Origin of the sequence: Chroococcidiopsis sp. SAG 2025, assembly GCF_032860985.1 — a bacterium.
GTDB lineage: Bacteria > Cyanobacteriota > Cyanobacteriia > Cyanobacteriales > Chroococcidiopsidaceae > Chroococcidiopsis.
This window is the reverse complement of the sequence record NZ_JAOCNC010000001.1, coordinates 3,305,233-3,325,154: the sequence shown is the minus strand read 5'-3', so window position 1 is coordinate 3,325,154 and position 19,922 is coordinate 3,305,233. Positions and strand designations below refer to the sequence as shown.

Sequence of the window (19,922 nt, the reverse complement as noted above, 5' to 3'; positions counted from 1 at the left end):
TTTCATTCGCTCGTCAAACCGGACTGCCCTATAAGATATTCTCAAGCGGCTGAATATACCTTTAGATAGAAAAATTACAATAACTTCCCTATGGAGGAAGTACAGATATGCTATTAGAAACATCAATCACTATTACAACAGTTATAAAATTTAAAAAAATAGAATTAGTTTTACTTAGTAAATTCAGCTAGAAATTCGGTAGAATTACGGAGGATAAGAAAATAAACTTTTGGTGCATCTATCTAAGTTTAGCGTGTAAAGTCACGTTAAATTTACTCTTAGAGAGCTTGCTTTTTACATAGAAAAGATAAGCCTATCCTCATTCATTTTTTCAGGCTGATTCGCTTTTAGTAAGGGCTGAAACCATAGTTTGATGCAAATTAAATGCTCGTTAGCTTAACAATAGTTAATTAGAGCACTTGTTGAACTGAGAAGATTGAGAATTTTGCCTAGTCAGATTTAGCTGCAAAATCATCAAGATAAAATTTTTGCTTGCCATCTATAGAGTTTGAAATTATGAACGATTGCCCTAAACAACGTTATGCAAGCGCAAATGCTTTCCAAGGACGAATTCAAGAACAGCCTTTAAGTCAGGATAGCTTTTGTGACGATTCAACCGATGGGCAAAGTCTGAGTCCATCTTCTCAGGCTGCTTCGATTTATGAAGGTACGACGAAAGGAAGCACAGTTTCAGAGATAGCACCTACGCAAAAACAGCCATCGTCCGCAATCTCTAAGCCTACCTCGAATACAGAAAACTGGTCTACATCCTTACAGGCTGTACTTGAGCAGCCACCCTCAACTCTTCCCCAAAAACTATTATTGGGTGGAATAGCTTTCTGTGTGGCTTTTGGTGCTTGGGCATGGCTGGGAAAGATCGAACAAGTGGGTTATGCCCAAGGGCAGTTAGTACCTAAGGGACAGGTTTATAAAATTGACCCAGTTGATTCAGGCAAAATTACTCGCATTGCCGTTAAAGAAGGCGAGAAAGTAAAAGCCGGACAGGTGCTAGTAGAAATCGATACTCAGCTAGCTGCAAGTGAGGTAGAGCGTTTACAACAAATGCTGACGGCAGACAGAATGCAGTTTAACCAAATGCAAGCCTTGCTTGAGAGAATCCGTCTGGAAGCTGAAACCCGTGTAGCGATTGCTGATGCAGATTTGCAAGCTCAGAATGCGGCGATATCTGAAACTAAGGAGAAGGTAGCTACACTACAACACAAAAGCTTTTAACTCAACTTCAATCGGATCTGGCTGCTTATAAAGCTCGACAAGAAAGGATAAGACCTGTTGTGGAGCAGGGCGCAATAGCTAGAGAACAACTGTTTGAAGCAGAGCAAGCCTTGCGCGATCGCCAGCGTGCCATTACTGAAAGCCAAGGCGAACTGAAGCAAGCCTTGGCAGAAGCCAACCGACTCCAGGCAGGACTGGCTCAGAAGCAAGCTGAGAAGCGCACGACTCAGTTAGAGGCACAACAGCGAATTCAGCAACTAGAAGTTGAAATAACTCAGTTAAAAGCCAAAATTACTGAAACCGTGAATTTGATGAAAAGTGCGACCACAAGGCTAACTCAGTATTTTCTCCGCGCTCCTGTCAGTGGGTTTGTATCGTCCCTCAACGTTCACAACGTAGGTGAGGTCGTTCAACCTGGTCAAACTGTGGCAGAAATGGCTCCCCACAAAGTACCCCTGGTTTTATCAGCTGTCCTGCCTAATCGAGAAGCGGGCTTTGTCAAACGGGGAATGCCAGTGCAAGTCAAATTTGATGCTTATCCCTATCAAGATTTCGGTATTGTACCAGGCAAAGTTATCTCTATCTCCTCCGATGCTAAGCCGGATGAGCGATTAGGTCCAGTCTACAAAGTTGAAGTTGCTTTAGAGCGTAACTATATAACGGCAAATAATCAAACGATCGAGTTTAAGCCTGGTCAGACAGCAGCAGCTGAAATCGTCATCCGCCACCGTCGGATTGCAGACGTATTACTAGACCCCATTAAACAGATCCAAAAGGGGGGTATTAATTTATAAAACTATAAAACTGAACTGAGCTACAGCAATCCCGAACAATTATCAGAGGCGCGATCGCTCTGTTGGCTGTTCCAAGGTTAGTTGAATTGCTGTAGAAACAGGCGAAATGTTGTGTCACGTGGATTGGTTCAACTCGATAAAAAAACGGAAACCACTATGCATCAGTACATTCCTTCTAAGACAAACTCTGATAAGAAAATTAACTCCGATCAACTTTCTCAAATTGTCGAAGCTATCCTAGATGGCAAGTATTCCTGGGCTTGCGTGTTACTCCTGCGTTTTACAGGTGAAAACCCTCTACACTACATTCCATACCGCACCTACAATCGGTTAGTGAAAGAAAATAATCCAGTTGGCAGACAAAGTAGACAGGAAACCAGCGATAACAGCATGGATAACAGATCTTCTGAAACCAGGGGTGATAATCCATCTTCACAGCAGCGCCTAAGCAAAATTAACGATCTTGTCTATCTAGAAGCGGTGGGCGAGCAGCACACACCAATACGGGGTGGAGGAAATCTGAGTCAGTGGTTGAATAGGAAAATTCGAGAATACACTTTCCGTAAAATTGAGTTAGATCCACTTAATGATTCAAGCTCTTTCGAGCGCAACTAGCGCGTTTGTTTGAAAAATTCATAAAAATGCTCGATTTCAATACTACTTAGCATTTTTGTTTAATAACCCCAATTTCGTCTTGTTCATCTAGATAAAATAATGTGGCAGAACTTTTATATTTCTATAAAAAAGTTCTGCCAAAATGGCAACATTGCTCCGCCCACTATGATAGGTACTCTTTCATTATCTACCGTAGTGAGCATAGCCATATTTACTAACATACTGAGATCGTCACTTAGGACAATTCATTAAATCGCTTCGCTAGAGCAACGTCCGTCTAGTCTAACTGCTTGTCATTACTAATTAGTACTATTAGCATGAGAACGCTAGTATTTGTTCTCTCGTCCTCAAACTGTCTTATAAAACTAAACTAGACAGGAGTTCTGGGAATTTTCTTCTTGAATGATTTTAACCAAAGTGTTCTAGCATCTTTCCCTGACTTCACGACCCAAACAGCTTATTGAGTCTAAAATCAAATTCTAGAAAAAAGATTCTGCCAATTTGGCAACACAGGTCTGATTAAGGTGAATATATTGATATTAACAACTAAAGGAAAGTTGTTTCCCCAAAAACTAAAGTGAAGGAGAAATTCAATGATTATTTCTGACTTAACCTATCTCGAAGTTACTTCTGAAGCAGGAAGTATTGTAGGTGGAACAAAACCTTCGCCTTCTCCGCAGCCGAAGCCCGATAAGAAGAACAAGAACAAGAAAGTGGTAAAAGTCACGCAAATAGCTAAAGGTGGCGACGGTGGCGATGTAAAGATTAAGATTGGCAATCACTCTGATGTAGATAAGATCTATGTTGACGCTAGTGGTGGCAATGCTACTAATGTCATTAAAGTTGGATAGAAAAATCCTTCACAGAGCTAAAGAGTAATCTTTTTGAATCTAGGTGGGAAGCTACTGGAATTTACAAAAAAATAAGGTTTCATTGCTTTCTTAGCCAAAGGTTAACCTTTGATTTAAATCTAAATTCATGAGGTTCGTAACTGGGTTTGAAATTTTCACTTCCAGCTTGGACGAACCTCATATCTTGAACTGCTACTAACACCATCGGTCAGAAGTATAGCAGTATCATGAGATTTATGAAATAGATTTCGAGGAAGAATAGGAATAGCTATAGCAATGGAATTACAATAGTGATTTCTAGAAACAGCTCCATTCCTCTAGCTTTCATTCATAAAATAAACCGCTGTAAGCTCAATACACCTTAAAAGTGAAAAACTTGCAGCGGTTATCTTCTGACAAGTAAGCTAATTCTACAAGAAATAATTTATTTGTAATTTGTTAATAAAGTAGTAAAATGAATTTGTTTAGAACAAGTAAATTGTAGGTAACAGTAAAAATCACCTTGAAGCAAATAAAGTTGTCTCTAAAAAAGTGGAGGTCAAATATAAGCTTCAAATGGCAAAAATAAAACTGAACAACAGATGTAAGAGTTGGTGTTGCTAGTAATAGTAACACTAGTGAATCTGTAGATTGAATCTGTGTGGGGTTACAGTAGCAGGACTACTGCCTTCAAGCCAGATACCTCGATCGATTTACGCTAATTATACTTTTGAGAAAAAGCAAACAAGGTTTTGAAAACAACAAAAATATGGTGAAGGAGAAATCCTATGAATATTTCTGACTTGAACTATTGCGAAGAAGTGGCTGAAGCAGCTAGCGTAGTAGGCGGTAGTAACTCTCTTGAAGTCGAGGTTAATAACAATGAAATCACAAAGCTTAACAGCAGTGGATATAAAGTTGTCACGCAGCAAAACGAAAATGGCATCTCTATTACAGCTACACCTGAAGATAGTAGTGTTGCGACAATTTCAATAATTTCTATTTCAGAATAAACCCTAGAGAGGACTAGGATAGTCGGTAATGGAATTGCAATAGTCATTTCTGGCAACAGCTTCATACTCAACTTTGTCTATTTCACAGTTTAAGGCTTTAACCGAGTGTTTAAAGTGTAGGAACCACTGAAATATAAAGGTATTATTTGTGTGATAGAAAGCTTTCACCGGTTTTCCTTCAAGAAGGAGACACACTAGATGTCTAGCTTTTCAAAGGTGCAAGTTCAGCCAGATAAAATTTTAAGATTTCTCAGAAAAACTTTAAGTTTAAAAGAAACTTATCAAAAGATTTTATATCAACAAGTTATCGAGCGAGCTGCTCAAGAAAGAGACTTGACACTCAGCGAACGAGAAATTCAGGTTGAGAGCGATCGCATACGTCGGGAAAAGCGTTTAGAGAAGGCTGCTGATACACTGGCATGGCTAGCAGAGGAGATGGTGACTCCAGATGATTGGGAAGCAGGAATACGCGATCGCCTGCTAGCCCAAAAATTAGCTGAAAGTTTATTTGCCAAAGAAGTAGATAAGTTTTTCGCTCAAAATAGACTTGATTTCGAGCAAGTTTCACTCTATCAAATTATTGTCCCCTATGAGAAAGTTGCCCGCGAGGTACTTTATCAAATAGAAGAGCAGGAAATAAGTTTTTATGAAGCCGCTCACCTTTACGATATTGACGAGAAACGACGGCATCAATGCGGTTATGAAGGAAAAGTTCACCGCTGGAGCTTAAAGCCAGATATAGCAGCAGAAGTTTTTAATGCACAACCAGGAGCAGTCGTTGGTCCACTGCCAACTGAGCAAGGTTGTCATCTCCTAATGATTGAGGAGTTTATCTCAGCTGAACTAACGCCTGAACGATATCAAGAAATTAGGGATAGGATGTTTAAAGAGTGGCTAGCAAGCGAGCTAAACTACATGATTCATAATCAATCTTACTAAAACAAGATGTTGGATTTGATGAAGATTCATAAATTGAATAAATAGTCAAACATTTCCTGGTTTAAGGTTGAATTATAAGAAATTACCTTTTACCGTTTGGAATATTTCTAACTCTGACAAATGTTATACGGAGAACCTAGAGATGAGCCGCTCTAAAATTGTCATCAAACAAATAGTTTCACAAGATGGAGAAGCCACTACGGAAGTAAAAGAGAGTGTTGAAGTAAAAGAAGATGTTTCTGAAGCATCTAGTAGTGCAGGCGATAATACTTTAGAAGTCGCTGTTAAAAATGGCAAAGCCCATATTAGAAGCAACGGCTTTAAAGTTGTAAAGAAAGAGATTAAAAGTCAAAAGGGTAATAGTATCTCTATAGAGGCTACATCTTCTGGAAAGGGTGCTACTAAAGTTTCAGTAACAACTTCTACTTCAGATACTAATGTATCTGAGGTGTTAGATGGTGTTTCTGAAATATTAAATAAGGGGGTAGATAAGTTAGATAATCTATTTGACGACTTGGATGACTGGTAAGAGGACGCTGGAAAAGTCGGTCAGGCAGTAACAAAGCTTTCTGGGTAGAAGCTGCAATAGATGAGTCCCCCATCGCTGGTCACTACTCCCGACTCGGAAGACTATTTTTAGCAATGTCGCGAACTTTGGCTTTCAAATTGGGTGGAGCAGCTTTTTCTGCTTGTGAAAAGAGGCGAATGGCGGTTTGTCGATCGCCTTGTTCGATGCGGATCAGGGCTTTATTTACCAAAGCTGCAACATTGTCTTTTTCTTGTAAGAGGACGCGATCGTAAGTGGATTCTGCTTTTGGCAGTTGTTCGGTGAGTTTGTAAAGCTGGGCTAAATTCAATTGGAGTTCTAGTCTTTCTGGCTCTTGCCTGACAAGTTTTTCCATTAATGGAATAGCTAAATTTGGCTGTCCTTGTTGGATACGTAGGTTTGCTAGCTCGACTAAAGCATCAAAGTTACCGGGATCGTTTTGTAGGAGCTGCTCGTAGGCTTGAATTTTGCTATTTGTATCTAAAGCAGCTTTGGGTGCGATCGCTAGTGGTTTTCCGCCCCACAATGAGGTGACAGCAATTCCTGCAACTCCTAAGATACCTATACCTGATAGGATTAGGGGCAGGCTTTTGCTACCGAGCATCTGTTTAAAAATAAACGTTTGCTGAACGGGAGAAAGTAGCTGTTGCTTTAAACCACTGCCCAAATCTTGCTTAGGTTGCGCTTGGTGCAGCCTTTTCAACTCTGAGACTAGCCAGAGAATCGGTGTAGCTGCACCAGTTGGTTTAAGCTGGGGTACGCCTGCAAACGTGACTAGCGGGATGGCAGAGTAAAATTTTTGATAGTTTGCTTTGGCTGCATCTAGACGGGATAGGAGAGGTTGAATTTTTTCCTCAATTTGTAGCAAGCTTAACGGTTCTGGGGCAAGTAAATCGCATTTGGTAAAAACTAGGGCGATCGCGTATTTGATATTATGTTGGTTGACTAAAGAGGCGATCGCTGCCACTTGATCGATCGTTTGCGTTAGTTGTGGTAGGTAAGCAACATTATTTACTAATGCTTCTGCATTAACAAACGCACAGCAACCATGAGAACTCAACACGAGTTTTTGATATTTGGGGTTATTAAAGTCGCACGATTCTCCTGGTAAATCCCACCAACTAAAATCGCACAGAGTTTTGGTCTTCCACCAGCCATGTCGCTTTAAACTAAAGTTGAAATTGGCAATTTTCATTGTGGGGGGCGGATATTGACCTGTTTGTGTAATATAGTTAAGAACTTTCTCAATCTTTTCTTGCTCCTGACCGTTGTGGCTATCAAACCATAATTTCTGTGGACGTTCTGCTGTAAAGCCTGAATGAAGTTCGATGTAGCTACCAGCCAAAAATACTGTTTTGCCTACTCCTCTTTGACCGATACTCAATAAGTTTAATGTCTTGGTGGCACTGCTAGATTGCTGATTCATGTGCTTTAAGATCGTATGTTTTAGAGTAGTAGCGGTCATGAGGAACTCGGAAGTCATAAGTTAGAAGTTAGAAGTGTATCCTATAACTGAGATTGAACGTGCAGAAGTTAGATACATATATCTTTTTACTATTCAAAAATAAATTTAAAAATTAAACATATAATCTTGCTGCTTTAATATTTTAATTTTGGATGATTTTGATTATCGCTCGCAAGTCAAAAAAAATCGCGAGGAAAAAATTAGTCCTCGCTTGTTACGATCTATCAATTACCATAAATGATTGTAAAGATGAATTCATAAATTTCAATCCAGCTGAAGCTAACCGCAAATATCGATACATTCATACTTTTAGATCTGCCAAACCCAAATAGCGCACTCCAACCGGAGTTATCTCGAAGCGGCAAGGCAAAACTTCTAAACCTAGTTGCATAGCTTCACGCAACAGTTGACCGTAGACTGGATCGGCAGCATCACCGGGAGCAAACTGCGTACAGTCTCCACGGTTAATAGCATAAAACATGACCGCCCTTGCGTGAGGCAAAAGCGCGCTCAACTCTCGTAAATGCTTTTGTCCCCGGATGGTTTCCGTGTCAGGGAACATAGCTAATTTCTGCTCCGCCCATGTCGTGCTTTTAACTTCAATATAGATCGGGCGATCGCCAGTCAATAAAAAGTCTACGCGGCTTTTACGATCTGCACCATAGGGAACTTCACAGCGAATTTGGCTATAGCTACCGAGTTCGGGAAACAGTTGTTGTGCCAGCGCCAGCTTGACAATACGATTGGGTAAAGCAGTATTCACAATTACCCAGGTAGGCTCGTTGTCGTTGACTTCAATCGCCTCCCAAGTATAAGGTAATTTGCGCGTGGGAACCGAGCTATACGACACTAGTACCCGACTTCCAGGCGTACAAATCCCCGTCATGGGACCAGTATTTGCACAGTGTGCCGTTACCACTTCCCCCGTTTCCAGCTCAATATCAGCCAGAAAGCGCTTATAGCGTTTGAGCAAAATTCCAGCATGAAGAGGTGGATAGGTGTAAAGCATAATTATCAGGGAGCAGGGAGTAGTTATCAGTGACCAGTGAACAGTTAATTCTGACTTACGATTTACGACTTACGACTTACCACTATGTATCAAAACCAACTCAAACACAAATTACGCCAGGGCGAGGTTGTCTTGGGATTATTTACCAACTGCGCTTATCCGGCATTTATCGAAATTTGTGGACATGCAGGTTTGGATTTTGTTGCGATCGATTTAGAACACGGTTCTCTTAATACTCTAATAGCGGAAGATTTATGTCGGGCTGCTGACTGCGTAGGATTAGCACCAATTATCCGTGTCAGCCAGAACAATCCAGCCCAGATCCAAAGAGCGCTCGATGTTGGTAGTGCTGGGGTACAAGTACCGCGAATCGAGACGAAAGCCGATGCGGAAGCTGTAGTAAGGGGAGCAAAGTTCAGTCCATTAGGGGCGCGAGGATTGTCGCTCTATACCCGTGCTGGAGTTTACACAGCCGCCGGAACGCAAAGAATCGAGCAGTTAAATGAAACATCTTTAGTTGTCGTTCAGGTCGAAGGCAAACAAGGTATTGATAACTTAGCAGAAATTGCCAGCGTCCCCCACATTGATGTTATTTTTCTCGGTCCCTACGATTTATCGCAATCTTTAGGAATTGCCGGACAAGTACGAGATCCCCGTGTTGTTGAGTTGATGCGGACTGGAGTAGAAACTATCCGTCAGGCTGGCAAAGCAGCGGGGACGTTTGCCGACACTCCAGAAATTGCCCAGCAATGGATTGCAACTGGCGTGCAGTTTGTTGCTGTGGGCGTAGATGTAGGGGTGTTTCTGCGTGCTTGTCAGGCGTTGGTTAAAGCTGTGCGATCGCTGTAAGATTTCACCCATCTAGTTTGCATGTCGTTTTTTGCGCCCTTCTTTGCGCCTCTGCGTCTTTGCGTGACATCAAATAAAAAGCAACTTGGTAGCTACCGCACAAAACTAAAAAAGAAGGTGGGCAATGCCCACCCTACTTTGCTTTGTACAGACGTTACTGAATCACTACACCAAAACAGATTGCATCAAAGGCTTGTCTTGAGGTAGTTTACCCGATCGCAACCACTCTTCCATATCAGCTGGAGCTCGAGCGCGGTTGAGTCGTTCCCGCAGTTCTGCACCTTCAAGAATCTCTTTCTGTAATAACAACTGGGCTGTTTCTTCCAATAACTCCTTATTATTGGACAAGGTAGCCAGCGCGATGTGATGCGCTCCATCGACAATTTCTTTGACCTCGCGATCGATCTCCTCGGCGACTCTCGGACTGACAGAACGGCGAGGATTGCCATATCCACCGAGAAACTCTTGCTGAGTCTTTTCAAACGCTACAGGTCCCAATTCATCGCTCATACCATACAGGGTAACGGCACGCTCTGCCAAGTCGGTAGCTTTTTGAATGTCGTCACTCGCACCAGTCGAGACTTTACCAAAGATTAACTCTTCTGCCGATCGCCCGCCTAACAGTGTAGCAATCCGACCGCGAATTTCATCCTCTATCATCAAAAAGCGGTCTTCTTCTGGTAACTGGAGAGTGTAACCCAAAGCACCAACACCGCGAGGCACGACAGAGATTTTCTCTACTCTACCCGCACCTGGCATCAAAGCAGCGATAATCGCGTGACCGACTTCGTGATACGCAACTGTCTTTTTCTCAGTTTCATTGAGTACCCGCGATCGCTTTTCTAAACCACCAATGACTCGTTCGATTGCTTCGTTAAAATCCGCTTGAGTCACAGCATCGCGATTTTGTCGCGCCGCTAACAGCGCCGCCTCATTCACTAAATTAGCTAAGTCAGCACCAGCAAAACCGGGAGTCCGCGTAGCGATCGTACCTAGATCGACATCCTGGGCTAATTTGACGCTTCTCGCATGGACTTTAAGAATCGATTCTCGACCGATTTTATCAGGACGGTCTACCACTACCTGACGGTCAAAACGACCAGGACGACGTAATGCAGGGTCTAAGACTTCAGGACGGTTCGTTGCAGCAATGATAATGACACCCGTATTGGCATCAAAACCATCCATTTCAGTAAGTAACTGGTTCAGGGTTTGTTCCCGTTCGTCATTACCACCAGGGAAACCATTCGCACCACCGCGAGACTTACCCAAAGCATCTAACTCGTCAATAAAGACGATACAGGGAGATTGTTGCTTCGCCTGGACGAACATGTCGCGTACTCGCGCCGCACCGACACCGACGAATAGCTCGATAAATTCCGAACCGGAGATACTGAAGAAGGGGACACCAGCTTCACCCGCGATCGCTTTTGCTAGTAGAGTTTTACCTGTTCCAGGAGGACCCACCAACAGCACGCCTTTGGGAATTTTCGCGCCTAGACGGGTATATTTACTAGCATTTTTGAGGAAATCGACAATTTCTTGTAGTTCTGCCTTGGCTTCGTCAACCCCGGCTACATCGGTAAATTTCACGCCAGTACTACCTTCAGAGTAGATCCGTGCTTTACTTTTACCTACAGTTAAAGCTGCGGGACCGCCACCGCCTTGACGGTTGAGTAGAAAACCCCAAATCCCAAAGAAAATTAATGGAGGTACGACCCAACTAAGAAGAGTGCCGATCCAGCCACTATTACTGGGTGCTGGAGCAGTAAACTTAACATTGTGATCGCGCAGGATCTTGGGTAAGTCTAAGTCAATTGCGACTGGCGTAGTCGTGAGTACTTGGTTTGCCGGAAGGCTACTTTCCGGTTGGTTAGGATCTGCCTTGAGAGTAAACTCAATGCGATCGCCCCCTACAATAGCTCTATCTACCCGATTTGCTTCGACTTGTGCAATAAAGTCACTATAAGCAACTTGTGGCTGTCTCGCTCCAAAACTGGGAACAATAAAGTTGAGCAGTAATAATACAGTCAACAAAATGAGTAAACTGCCGCCAAACTGCCGGACTCTAGGCGGTTTGAACTGGCGATTATTATTGGTTTCAACAGGCATTTTGATTAACTTTTATGCATCGTTTTGTACGTATTGTAAAGATTTTCTACACTTTAACTGGTTCGGTGACTACTCCATATATCTATCGCAACAGCCGAACTTTTTAGCAGGAGTAGGGAGTAGGGGAAGATGAAGAAACTACTTCTTGCCTCTTGCAACAAATGACCAATGACCAATGACCAATGACAAATACTATGAATGCTTTTGAGGGATGGAAACAACAGTTATGGTTTATTGCAGAGCTGATGATTATCTCTGCCGCTCTGTCATATCTGATTAAATATGGTGGTGCTTACTTGCCTTTGAGTGGTACATCAAGCCAAGCACTATTTATAGTATTATTACCTACCGTCGTTATGGCGATCGCCTTATATCTACGATATCTATTTCACAAGAGTAAGCGATAAAGGGTAAGGGTAAAAGCAACTACCAACTACCCATTACCCATTACCCATTACCCATTACCCAATTACAAATGAATCTAGGTCAGTGGCTCGGTTTATTAGCCATCGTTACTTCTATTTATATTCTGTGGCAAATTCGCCAAATTCTCTTATTATTATTTGCCGCAGTTATTCTATCAACTGCCTTGAATCGGTTAGCCAGAAGATTTCAGCGATCGGGAATGCGGCGATCGCTTGCTGTTGTCCTGTCAGTTGGTATATTTCTAGCTGGAGTTATTGGTTTTTTCTGGTTAATTGTTCCACCATTTATCGAGCAGTTTCAAGAGCTTACAGTCAGGGTTCCTAGAGGGTTAGAGCGGTTCAACATTTGGATAGAACAATTAGGAACTCGCGTTCCCCAGCAAGTAGCTCCATACTTACCAAATGTAGATAGTCTTAGCAAACAAGCACAGCCATTTTTTGAGCGCGTCTTGGGCGGTTCTTTTGCTTTCGTAACTAGCTCTTTAGAATTTATTATCAAATTTTTACTTGTATTAGTATTAACGGGGATGATGTTAGCTAATCCCCATGCTTACCGCCAGGGCTTTGTTAGATTATTTCCTTCATTTTATCGCCGTAGGGTAGATGGAATTTTACATGAATGCGAAGAGTCGTTAGGCAAATGGCTGACTGGTGCTTTAATTAGCACGAGCGTAGTTGCACTGATGAGCATGGTGGGACTATCAGTGTTGCGAATACCAGCAGCTTTGGCATTGGGAGTTTTAGCAGGATTTCTCAATTTAATTCCCAATGTCGGTCCCACTATCAGTGTCATTCCACCTATGGCGATCGCGCTGTTAGATACGCCGATCAAATCCGTACTCGTATTCGTTCTCTATTTTGTGATTCAACAAATTGAGAGTAATTTTTTGACACCATATATCATGGCGCAGCAGGTATCTTTACTACCAGCCGTGACTTTACTAGCTCAAGTATTTTTTGCCACGTTCTTCGGCTTTTTAGGTTTATTACTGGCGCTACCTCTAACTGTAGTAGGCAAAATTTGGTTTCGCGAAGTCTTGTTAGAAGATATACTAGACCGCTGGCAGTGGGGTGGAAAGCAAGATACTACTGGACTCGATTCATTGTGCGGGTTACACGATTCCAGTATGACAAAGGAAAATCTTTCAAATTCAGATGATGTAACTAGTCAAGAGCGAGCGATTGTAGATGAATTTTCTACAGGAGTAGATAGTAGAGCAGCAGAAGAACAAGGGAGCAAGGGAGCAAGGGAGCAGGAGAGCAATCCCAAATCCAACAACTAAACTCCAAAATTAATTCACGCATCACCTTGAGCGCAACACATACCACTTCTCATCACTCAATTCCAACTTTTGGCTGACGAATCTATTCCTTTTCGTAGGTACGAATTTTTTTCTCTAGAAATATAACTAAAATGTGAAGAGGTTTAAATTATTTTTAATCATTGCACTAAGTTAAGTGAAAATCATTTAAGTTGCGCTACAATTCTATTCCACCCCCGATTTGTAACTGTGCAACAATAATGTAAATCCTAGACTAAGAGCTTGCTACCTAAGTAAGAATACTCATGACAGTCTGGGAAAAGTGACAGATAAAAGACTGGCTACTACTTACTCATTACTTAGTCTTTGATGCTTAATAATCAGTTGGAACAAAAAGGTGAAGTCCAAATGTCACCAGCAAAGTACATGCAGTTTCTGCAATTTCTACAAGAAGACTTATCAATTTCGGCAGCATCGATTGATATGGCTACCCGCCATCGAGAACAAGATCCTGGTCCTTTGCCAATGATCTTATGGCAATATGGCTTAGTTACTCTCGAACAACTAGATCGAATTTATGACTGGTTGGAAAGAGCGTAGTAGAATCATAAACAATTCAGTTTAATTCAAGCGTGTCATAACAGAAACGTTGCAGAAATATTCAATAGTAATGCACAAACTGAAACTTCTTTTTTGGCGAAGTTGTAGAGACTTTACCCATAAATTTAAACTTAAACAGCGAGAGCGGGATGAATTCTCATCCCGCTCTTTTGATTATTAGCGAGTAGTGGGGTAGTGAGTAGTGAGTGGTGCGCGTGAAGAGACAAACAGTAAGTTCTTCCCTGCTCCCTGTTTTAAGAAGCAAACACGCGAGCTGCTGCTGCTACGCCAGCTCCAGGGGTGAAACCTTCATATCCCAATTCGCGTAAAGCAACTTCTAAAGCACCAATTGCACTAAGAATATCGCGATCGCTCACGAAGCCTAAATGTCCGATGCGGAAGATTTTCCCCTTCAAATGGTCTTGTCCGCCTGCCAGAGCAATGTCAAATTTCTTCTTCAAAATCGAGCGAATTTGTTCGGCATCGACTCGCTCTGGTGCTACAGATGTAATTGCCGGACTCGCGCAACTATCTGCTGCAAATAAAGGTAAATTTAAAGCTTTTACGGCTTCGCGAGTCGCTTGAGTCAGGCGTTGATGACGAGCAAAAATTGATTCTAAACCCTCTTCTCTCATCATCTTTAACGTCGCGTGCAGCGCCACAATTAAATTCACTGGCGGCGTGAAGGGAGTTGTATTTTTCGCTGTCGATTTACGATATTTACCCAAGTCTAAATAGTACTTTGGTAGCTTAGCCGTTTTGTAAGCTTCCCAAGCTTTGGGACTAACAGCAACGAATCCTAAGCCTGGAGGAATCATATAGCCTTTTTGCGAACCCGACGCAATGACATCAATACCCAAAGTATCCATCGGGACGTTATACGCACCTAAGCTAGTAACGGCATCGAGAATCATTAAAGCCTCGCCGTGTTCCTTAACGTGACCGACGATCGCTTCTAAGTCGTTAAGTACGCCTGTAGAAGTTTCGCTGTGGGTGAGAATGACGGCTTTAATTTGCTTGTTCTTGTCTGCTACTAATTTCTCGGCAAATACTGCGGGGTCGAGGGGTTGTCCCCATTCGGCAGTAATTTTCTCGACTTGAAGACCGTAAGCCTCGGCAACTTCTCCCCAGCGATCGCCAAATTTACCATTGCATCCTACCAAAACGCGATCGCCTGGGCTGAGAAAGTTAATGATTCCTGCTTCTACTGCCCCAGTGCCGCTGGCTGTTAGCATCAAAACATCGCTCTCGGTTTGGTGCAGCCATTTTAGATTTGCTGTCACTTCTGCCAAAATGTTGCTAAATTCACTAGTGCGGTGTCCGATGGGATGTTTAGCGAGGGCGAGTAACGCTGCTTCCGGTACTGGCGTGGGACCAGGAATCATCAGCATTAATTTGTCATTCATCATCAGTTTGTCCTACTATCTATCGAGGTGAATCCATTGGCGACACGTCAATCCAAGCGCGATCTCTATTTCGTGACTTGTGTGCGATCTGTAGTTTATAACTCGTAAATCGATCTTATAGACGAATCTGGCGATCGCAATTGAGGAATCTTGGTTTTTTGTATGAATAAATTTAACGATTCATAAGCTGAATTAGGAATTCTTACGGCGTTTGGTTGAGTTTTCCTATCATGGCAGCCTTTTATTTTATCACCCGATCGCCGAAAACCTGCTAAAAAGCGATCGATAAGCCAAGAGGCAGAGGACAGGAAGTAGAACGTTTGACATATACTATTTGTCGCAGGTATCAAATATATCTAGTATGTCTGTATATTTGGTAAACCCAGGACGAAACTTTTGAGACTACAGGATGTCCAATATAAAAGGACAGAATTCCCTGGCGCGATCGTTCCTTCTACTGCCTGCGTTTTGTCATCTGCCATCTTCATCGAGCGGATAATTTGATATGACAGATCGAGCTTGGGATAAGTTAATCCAAGGATTACCAATTGTCTTGGCAGGTCCCATTCTACGACACGTAACTGCCGAATCTGTCACAGTTTGGGTAGCACTCAAACAACCTGCTGAGGTAGAGCTGACGATTTACGAAACGGCAAATCAGGGTACGGTGCTAGGAACGAGCGTACTGCAGGGCAGATCCCCAACCGTAGCGTTGGGAAAGTCTCTGCATGTGGTGGCGGTGACTGCTAAGTCTGAGAGAAACTATCTGGATAGCGATCGCCTCTATGCCTACGACCTTCGGTTTTCGCTCGACGACCCACAGCAAAGCCCAAAAACCCTACAACAGGCTTTGCAATCGCTCGACTTTCCTACAGTTAGCATTAGCTACTTCGCCCATCAAAAACCTACCTTTGTTCTGCCACCGCATCGTTTAGAAGATTTACGTATCGTCCAAGGTTCTTGTCGCAAACCGCACGGGGGTGGATACGATGCCCTACCAATTCTCGACAGCTTAATTGAGGATAGAGCCGCTCAACCTCAATACCGTCCCCATCAACTGTTTCTCACGGGCGATCAAATCTATGGCGATGACGTTGCCGAACCTTTTTTGTGGGTTGCTAGTCCTCTGGGCGATGCTCTGCTGGGTTGGGAAGAAAAGCTGCCTGTAGGTTGGCGAGAACCCGATGATGTAGAGTATTATACGCCGCAACAGCTACCTTTTGGACGACGAGCTGAAGTTGCTACCACTCAAGCGGGTTTTACAGCTGGACTCCACAACAAACGCGGTAAGGTCAACAGTCATTTACTGAGTTTAGGCGAGTATTATGCTTGCTATTTGCTAGCTTGGTCGCCGACATGCTGGCTGATGCAGATTCCCCCAGGAAGACAAATTAGCGATCGCCGCCAAATTAGCCGTCGTTGGGATCGAGAAACACGGGCATTGCGGCAATTTATCCATACATTGTGGAAAGTGCGACGCGCTCTTGCCAATGTTGCCACGTACACGATTTTTGACGATCATGATGTCAGCGACGACTGGAACCTCAACCGCGCTTGGTGCTTGCGCGTTTTGGGACGACCTTTAGGACGACGGACAGTACAAAATGCGCTACTAGCCTATGCAATGTTTCAAGCGTGGGGCAATACACCCGAGCAATTTGCCGCAGGGCGCTCGGGTGCAGAACTCCTGACTGCTGCTGCCGACTGGTCGTCATCGGGCGGGACTGACACTGTTGCCTACGATCGCATTGCTCGTTATGTCGGAATGCCCATCATCGACGCGCAAACGAATTTACCAACTTTTGTAGAGGATGGTACGGTATTAATCCTCAAACGACATCCAGAAGCGATCGCGTGGCACTATACGGTACAAAGTCATTGTCATGCAACGATCGTCTTAGATACGCGGACGTGGCGAGGCTATCCCATCGAAGAAAAATCGAGTACGCCACCCATACTACTGTGTCCGACTGCCTTCGAGCAACAACTGCGCCTACCTCTGCAACAATCGGCAGCTGAACCCCAAATTCAACTCACTTTTGCGATCGCACCGACTAATGTATTTCATCTCCAGGCGATCGATTGGATTCATCATTGGCAATTGCGCCGCAACAAAGTATTCGCCACAGATGTTGGCGATGCCTGGAATATCAATCTAGAAGCCCTCGCACAACTTTTAATTACCCTATTCGAGCAACGCCGACAAGTTGTCGTTTTATCGGGAGACATTCACTACAGCTCGATGGTTCGCCTCACTCGTGAATCTAATTTAGGCGAATCTAACTCTGTTTTGACACAGCTAACTTGCAGCGCGTTGAAAAATGAAGAAACTCTGACTCGGATCGTTCACACCCGCTTAAAAGATTGGTTGCTTCCAGAACGAGTCCGCCATTGGAACGGTTGGAGCAACCCACCAAATATGGTCGAACTTTCAGCGCCACAATCCCGCTGCGCTCCCGGCTCCCGCCCATCGCATCCTCCTGACTGGAACTGTACGCTGGAATGGAGATCGCGACAAAACGCTCGCACTCCTAGCTTTGGCAACGACGTAACTTGGCTAATTTCACCGAGAAAACAAGTTAACAGCAGCAAGCGTCAGTGGCTTCAGTTTTTCTATTTTTGGCGATCTCGCTTAGTTCAAGAAGGACGAGAAGCGATCGGCAGAAACAATTTAGCTCTAGTACAATTCCGACTCGCAGAAACGAGCCATTCTTACACAGCCATCCAAGACATATATTGGTTTTCTACCTGGCATCCAACCCAAATCGTCTACAGTCGCTTTGAAAGCCATCTCGCAGATCGCCCATCCCTACCAGACAAAGCATAGCTTCACAACCGCCACAATCTACTTCGCGCCCTTCTCTTCGCGTCTTTGCGTCTAACGCCCTGTCGGGCTTCGCTTCGCTGATGCGTGACATTCAACTCACCCTAACTCATAATCGGAAAACCAAACTGTAAAACTTTCACTTCATCCCCGGAAGCAACCACAGTTTGCCCCACAGGAACGATCGCCAAACCATTAGCTTGAGCGAAATTAATCAAATTGCCAGAGTTGAGACTCCCGCTTGCAGGCTGAAACTCAAAATAACCATCGATCAAATGCAATTGTCCCCAAATATAAGTTTCTCGCTTGCCATCAGAAGTCAAATCTTGACGCGATCGCGCTCGGACGTAAACTGGTCCCCAATTGTCAGCTAATCCTGACAACTTCCGCAAAGCAGGTTGAACGAATCGCCAAAAACATACCAAAGCCGAAACGGGATTACCTGGTAGCCCAAAATATAGAACTGGCTTCCGTTCGGTAGCATGAGCAGGAGAAAACTTCGCCACTGTCAGCGGCTTTCCGGGTTTCATCGCCACAGCTCGAACGTGCATTTCCGCCCCCAAAGCCGTCAAAATCTCCTCTACATAGTCGTAATCGCCCACAGAAACGCCACCAGAAGATAACACCACATCAGCAGTAGCGATCGCTTTAGAGAACGCTTTTTGCAGCACTAAAGGGCGATCGGGAACAATACCCATTGGGATTGGTTCTGCCCCTGTTTGCGTCACTAATGCCGTCAACGCATACTGATTTGAATCGACGATTTGTCCGATTTCCAACGGAGTTTCAGGGTGGACTAACTCATCTCCCGTCGAGATAATTGCCACGCGGGGACGACGATAGACTTTCAATTGATTGCACTGTGCGGCTGCTAGCACGGCTATTTGAGCCGCCCGCAGCATAGTTCCTGGAGCTAATAGGGTTTTCCCCGCTTGATAGTAGGATGCCTGGTGGCGAACAAAGGCTTGAGGTTGGGGAGCCGTCAGGATAGTGACGCGATCGCCCTCTTGCTGCGTTTGTTCCTGCATGACTACGGTATCAGCCCCTTCTGGCATCACTGCACCCGTAAAAATTCGTGCTGCTTGCCCTGCCTTAATCGGCTGCTGTGGCGATCGCCCCGCTGAAATTTCTTCAACTATCTCCAAAACCACTGGCTGTTGTGAACCAGCATATTGTACGTCCTCATAACGCACTGCATAGCCATCCATTGCCGAATTATCCCAGTGGGGAAAATCTAAATGACCGATCGCTGGTGCTGCCAATATCCGCTCGATGGCAATTAATAGAGAAACAAACTCTGCATCTCGTTGTTTGTCCAGGGGTTTCACCAAGTCTAAAATTGTTGCCTCCGCTTGGCTGACTGGCAGCATGGTTCTTAACTCCTCTTTTTATTCAAGGTTTATGGGTAATTGGTGAGTAGCTGGTGGCTAGCGGCTTAACTCCTCTATAGTCACCAGCCACTAGTCACTGATAACTGACTTGCACAAACCTGATGAAATATATGATAATAAACGTTTGTGTTAAATTTTGGTAAGACCCCAGAGTTAGAAAAGCTATGGCTAAAGGTAAGGGTGTCCGTATTATTGTGACACTGGAATGCACCGAATGTCGCACGAATCCAGACAAGCGCTCGGCAGGTGTGTCTCGATATACGACAATGAAAAACCGCCGCAATACTACAGCGCGGCTAGAACTGAAAAAATTCTGTACCCACTGCAACCGTCACACCGTCCACAAGGAAATTAAGTAAGCATGAGTTTCTACCGTCGTCGTTTATCTCCGATTAAGCCTCAAGACCCCATAGACTACAAAGATGTCGATTTGCTGCGGAAGTTTATTACCGAACGGGGCAAAATTCTTCCTCGTCGGCTCACAGGCTTAACCGCTAAGCAACAGAGAGATTTAACTGTAGCTATCAAGCGGGCGCGATTATTGGCTTTGTTACCTTTCATCAATCCAGAAGGGTAAATTCTTGTCATGCGTCATGCGTCATTTGTCA

At 43.8% G+C, this 19,922-nt stretch carries 19 protein-coding genes; 14 read left to right on the top strand and 5 right to left on the bottom strand.

The features are described from left to right. The first annotated feature begins 516 nt into the window (after positions 1-516). From N4J56_RS16110 to N4J56_RS16080, 7 genes are all read left to right on the top strand, one after another. Positions 517-1,233, top strand: coding sequence for a biotin/lipoyl-binding protein (locus tag N4J56_RS16110; protein WP_317107353.1), 717 nt, complete (start codon positions 517-519; stop codon positions 1,231-1,233). 59 nt (positions 1,234-1,292) lie between these two features. Then, complete coding sequence (locus N4J56_RS16105) at positions 1,293-2,027, top strand: HlyD family efflux transporter periplasmic adaptor subunit (RefSeq protein WP_317107352.1); 735 nt, start codon at positions 1,293-1,295, stop codon at positions 2,025-2,027. 156 nt (positions 2,028-2,183) lie between these two features. Next, positions 2,184-2,642, top strand: coding sequence for a HetP family heterocyst commitment protein (locus tag N4J56_RS16100; RefSeq protein WP_317107351.1), 459 nt, complete (start codon positions 2,184-2,186; stop codon positions 2,640-2,642). Between the two features lie 593 nt (positions 2,643-3,235). Then, positions 3,236-3,493, top strand: coding sequence for a hypothetical protein (locus N4J56_RS16095; RefSeq protein ID WP_317107350.1), 258 nt, complete (start codon positions 3,236-3,238; stop codon positions 3,491-3,493). Positions 3,494-4,260: 767 nt separating this feature from the next. Continuing rightward, a complete protein-coding gene (locus N4J56_RS16090; RefSeq protein ID WP_317107349.1) occupies positions 4,261-4,485 on the top strand; it encodes a hypothetical protein in 225 nt (74 codons plus the stop codon). Between the two features lie 198 nt (positions 4,486-4,683). Continuing rightward, the gene (locus N4J56_RS16085) at positions 4,684-5,424 is read left to right on the top strand and encodes a peptidylprolyl isomerase (RefSeq protein ID WP_317107348.1); all 741 of its coding nucleotides are present in this window, start codon (positions 4,684-4,686) and stop codon (positions 5,422-5,424) included. Positions 5,425-5,566: 142 nt separating this feature from the next. Beyond that, complete coding sequence (locus N4J56_RS16080; protein ID WP_317107347.1) at positions 5,567-5,953, top strand: hypothetical protein; 387 nt, start codon at positions 5,567-5,569, stop codon at positions 5,951-5,953. An 82-nt stretch (positions 5,954-6,035) separates the two neighbouring features. Here the strand turns inward: N4J56_RS16080 and N4J56_RS16075 are convergent, their stop codons facing one another. Next, complete coding sequence (locus N4J56_RS16075; protein ID WP_317107346.1) at positions 6,036-7,397, bottom strand: tetratricopeptide repeat protein; 1,362 nt, start codon at positions 7,395-7,397, stop codon at positions 6,036-6,038. Between the two features lie 340 nt (positions 7,398-7,737). Further along, entirely contained in the window at positions 7,738-8,445 is a 708-nt protein-coding gene (gene sfsA / locus N4J56_RS16070) for a DNA/RNA nuclease SfsA (RefSeq protein WP_317107345.1), read from the bottom strand. A gap of 84 nt (positions 8,446-8,529) precedes the next feature. On the opposite strand from sfsA, the gene N4J56_RS16065 reads away from it, so the two are divergent. After that, entirely contained in the window at positions 8,530-9,294 is a 765-nt protein-coding gene (locus N4J56_RS16065) for an HpcH/HpaI aldolase family protein (RefSeq protein ID WP_317107344.1), read from the top strand. A gap of 165 nt (positions 9,295-9,459) precedes the next feature. Here N4J56_RS16065 and ftsH read toward each other — a convergent pair whose 3' ends face one another. Further along, positions 9,460-11,406 (bottom strand): ATP-dependent zinc metalloprotease FtsH, encoded by a 1,947-nt coding sequence (ftsH, locus tag N4J56_RS16060; protein ID WP_317107343.1) that lies wholly within the window; start codon positions 11,404-11,406, stop codon positions 9,460-9,462. A gap of 182 nt (positions 11,407-11,588) precedes the next feature. On the opposite strand from ftsH, the gene N4J56_RS16055 reads away from it, so the two are divergent. The 3 genes from N4J56_RS16055 to N4J56_RS16045 all read left to right on the top strand — a co-directional run bounded on the left by N4J56_RS16055 (position 11,589) and on the right by N4J56_RS16045 (position 13,693). Continuing rightward, a complete protein-coding gene (locus tag N4J56_RS16055; RefSeq protein ID WP_317107342.1) occupies positions 11,589-11,813 on the top strand; it encodes a hypothetical protein in 225 nt (74 codons plus the stop codon). A 68-nt stretch (positions 11,814-11,881) separates the two neighbouring features. Next, the gene (locus tag N4J56_RS16050) at positions 11,882-13,114 is read left to right on the top strand and encodes an AI-2E family transporter (protein ID WP_317107341.1); all 1,233 of its coding nucleotides are present in this window, start codon (positions 11,882-11,884) and stop codon (positions 13,112-13,114) included. 348 nt (positions 13,115-13,462) lie between these two features. Beyond that, the gene (locus tag N4J56_RS16045) at positions 13,463-13,693 is read left to right on the top strand and encodes a DUF2949 domain-containing protein (RefSeq protein WP_015154149.1); all 231 of its coding nucleotides are present in this window, start codon (positions 13,463-13,465) and stop codon (positions 13,691-13,693) included. Between the two features lie 254 nt (positions 13,694-13,947). Here the strand turns inward: N4J56_RS16045 and N4J56_RS16040 are convergent, their stop codons facing one another. After that, positions 13,948-15,099 carry a pyridoxal-phosphate-dependent aminotransferase family protein gene (locus N4J56_RS16040; protein WP_410500513.1) on the bottom strand — a complete coding sequence of 384 codons (1,152 nt, stop codon included), beginning with the start codon at positions 15,097-15,099 and terminating at the stop codon, positions 13,948-13,950. A 505-nt stretch (positions 15,100-15,604) separates the two neighbouring features. On the opposite strand from N4J56_RS16040, the gene N4J56_RS16035 reads away from it, so the two are divergent. Beyond that, the gene (locus tag N4J56_RS16035; RefSeq protein ID WP_317107339.1) at positions 15,605-17,926 is read left to right on the top strand and encodes a PhoD-like phosphatase; all 2,322 of its coding nucleotides are present in this window, start codon (positions 15,605-15,607) and stop codon (positions 17,924-17,926) included. Positions 17,927-18,027: 101 nt separating this feature from the next. On the opposite strand, the gene glp is transcribed toward N4J56_RS16035, so the two are convergent. Then, positions 18,028-19,293: a gephyrin-like molybdotransferase Glp gene (glp, locus tag N4J56_RS16030; RefSeq protein ID WP_317107338.1), complete on the bottom strand. Its 1,266-nt coding sequence runs from the start codon at positions 19,291-19,293 to the stop codon at positions 18,028-18,030. 185 nt (positions 19,294-19,478) lie between these two features. Between glp and rpmG the strand changes: the two genes are divergently transcribed. After that, positions 19,479-19,673: a 50S ribosomal protein L33 gene (gene rpmG / locus N4J56_RS16025; RefSeq protein ID WP_015154144.1), complete on the top strand. Its 195-nt coding sequence runs from the start codon at positions 19,479-19,481 to the stop codon at positions 19,671-19,673. A gap of 2 nt (positions 19,674-19,675) precedes the next feature. Further along, positions 19,676-19,891: a 30S ribosomal protein S18 gene (gene rpsR, locus N4J56_RS16020; protein WP_015154143.1), complete on the top strand. Its 216-nt coding sequence runs from the start codon at positions 19,676-19,678 to the stop codon at positions 19,889-19,891. The last annotated feature ends 31 nt before the right edge of the window (positions 19,892-19,922 follow it).

Excerpts from the sequence above, each read along its gene's own strand:
- N4J56_RS16035 (WP_317107339.1), top strand. The coding sequence starts at position 15,605 with ATGACAGATCGAGCTTGGGATAAGTTAATCCAAGGATTACCAATTGTC.
- sfsA (WP_317107345.1), bottom strand. The coding sequence starts at position 8,445 with ATGCTTTACACCTATCCACCTCTTCATGCTGGAATTTTGCTCAAACGC.
- N4J56_RS16090 (WP_317107349.1), top strand. The coding sequence starts at position 4,261 with ATGAATATTTCTGACTTGAACTATTGCGAAGAAGTGGCTGAAGCAGCT.
- N4J56_RS16065 (WP_317107344.1), top strand. The coding sequence starts at position 8,530 with ATGTATCAAAACCAACTCAAACACAAATTACGCCAGGGCGAGGTTGTC.
- N4J56_RS16085 (WP_317107348.1), top strand. The coding sequence starts at position 4,684 with ATGTCTAGCTTTTCAAAGGTGCAAGTTCAGCCAGATAAAATTTTAAGA.
- N4J56_RS16040 (WP_410500513.1), bottom strand. The coding sequence starts at position 15,099 with ATGAATGACAAATTAATGCTGATGATTCCTGGTCCCACGCCAGTACCG.
- N4J56_RS16100 (WP_317107351.1), top strand. The coding sequence starts at position 2,184 with ATGCATCAGTACATTCCTTCTAAGACAAACTCTGATAAGAAAATTAAC.
- ftsH (WP_317107343.1), bottom strand. The coding sequence starts at position 11,406 with ATGCCTGTTGAAACCAATAATAATCGCCAGTTCAAACCGCCTAGAGTC.
- glp (WP_317107338.1), bottom strand. The coding sequence starts at position 19,293 with ATGCTGCCAGTCAGCCAAGCGGAGGCAACAATTTTAGACTTGGTGAAA.
- N4J56_RS16055 (WP_317107342.1), top strand. The coding sequence starts at position 11,589 with ATGACAAATACTATGAATGCTTTTGAGGGATGGAAACAACAGTTATGG.
- N4J56_RS16075 (WP_317107346.1), bottom strand. The coding sequence starts at position 7,397 with ATGAATCAGCAATCTAGCAGTGCCACCAAGACATTAAACTTATTGAGT.
- N4J56_RS16095 (WP_317107350.1), top strand. The coding sequence starts at position 3,236 with ATGATTATTTCTGACTTAACCTATCTCGAAGTTACTTCTGAAGCAGGA.
- N4J56_RS16080 (WP_317107347.1), top strand. The coding sequence starts at position 5,567 with ATGAGCCGCTCTAAAATTGTCATCAAACAAATAGTTTCACAAGATGGA.
- rpmG (WP_015154144.1), top strand. The coding sequence starts at position 19,479 with ATGGCTAAAGGTAAGGGTGTCCGTATTATTGTGACACTGGAATGCACC.
- rpsR (WP_015154143.1), top strand. The coding sequence starts at position 19,676 with ATGAGTTTCTACCGTCGTCGTTTATCTCCGATTAAGCCTCAAGACCCC.
- N4J56_RS16050 (WP_317107341.1), top strand. The coding sequence starts at position 11,882 with ATGAATCTAGGTCAGTGGCTCGGTTTATTAGCCATCGTTACTTCTATT.
- N4J56_RS16045 (WP_015154149.1), top strand. The coding sequence starts at position 13,463 with ATGCTTAATAATCAGTTGGAACAAAAAGGTGAAGTCCAAATGTCACCA.
- N4J56_RS16110 (WP_317107353.1), top strand. The coding sequence starts at position 517 with ATGAACGATTGCCCTAAACAACGTTATGCAAGCGCAAATGCTTTCCAA.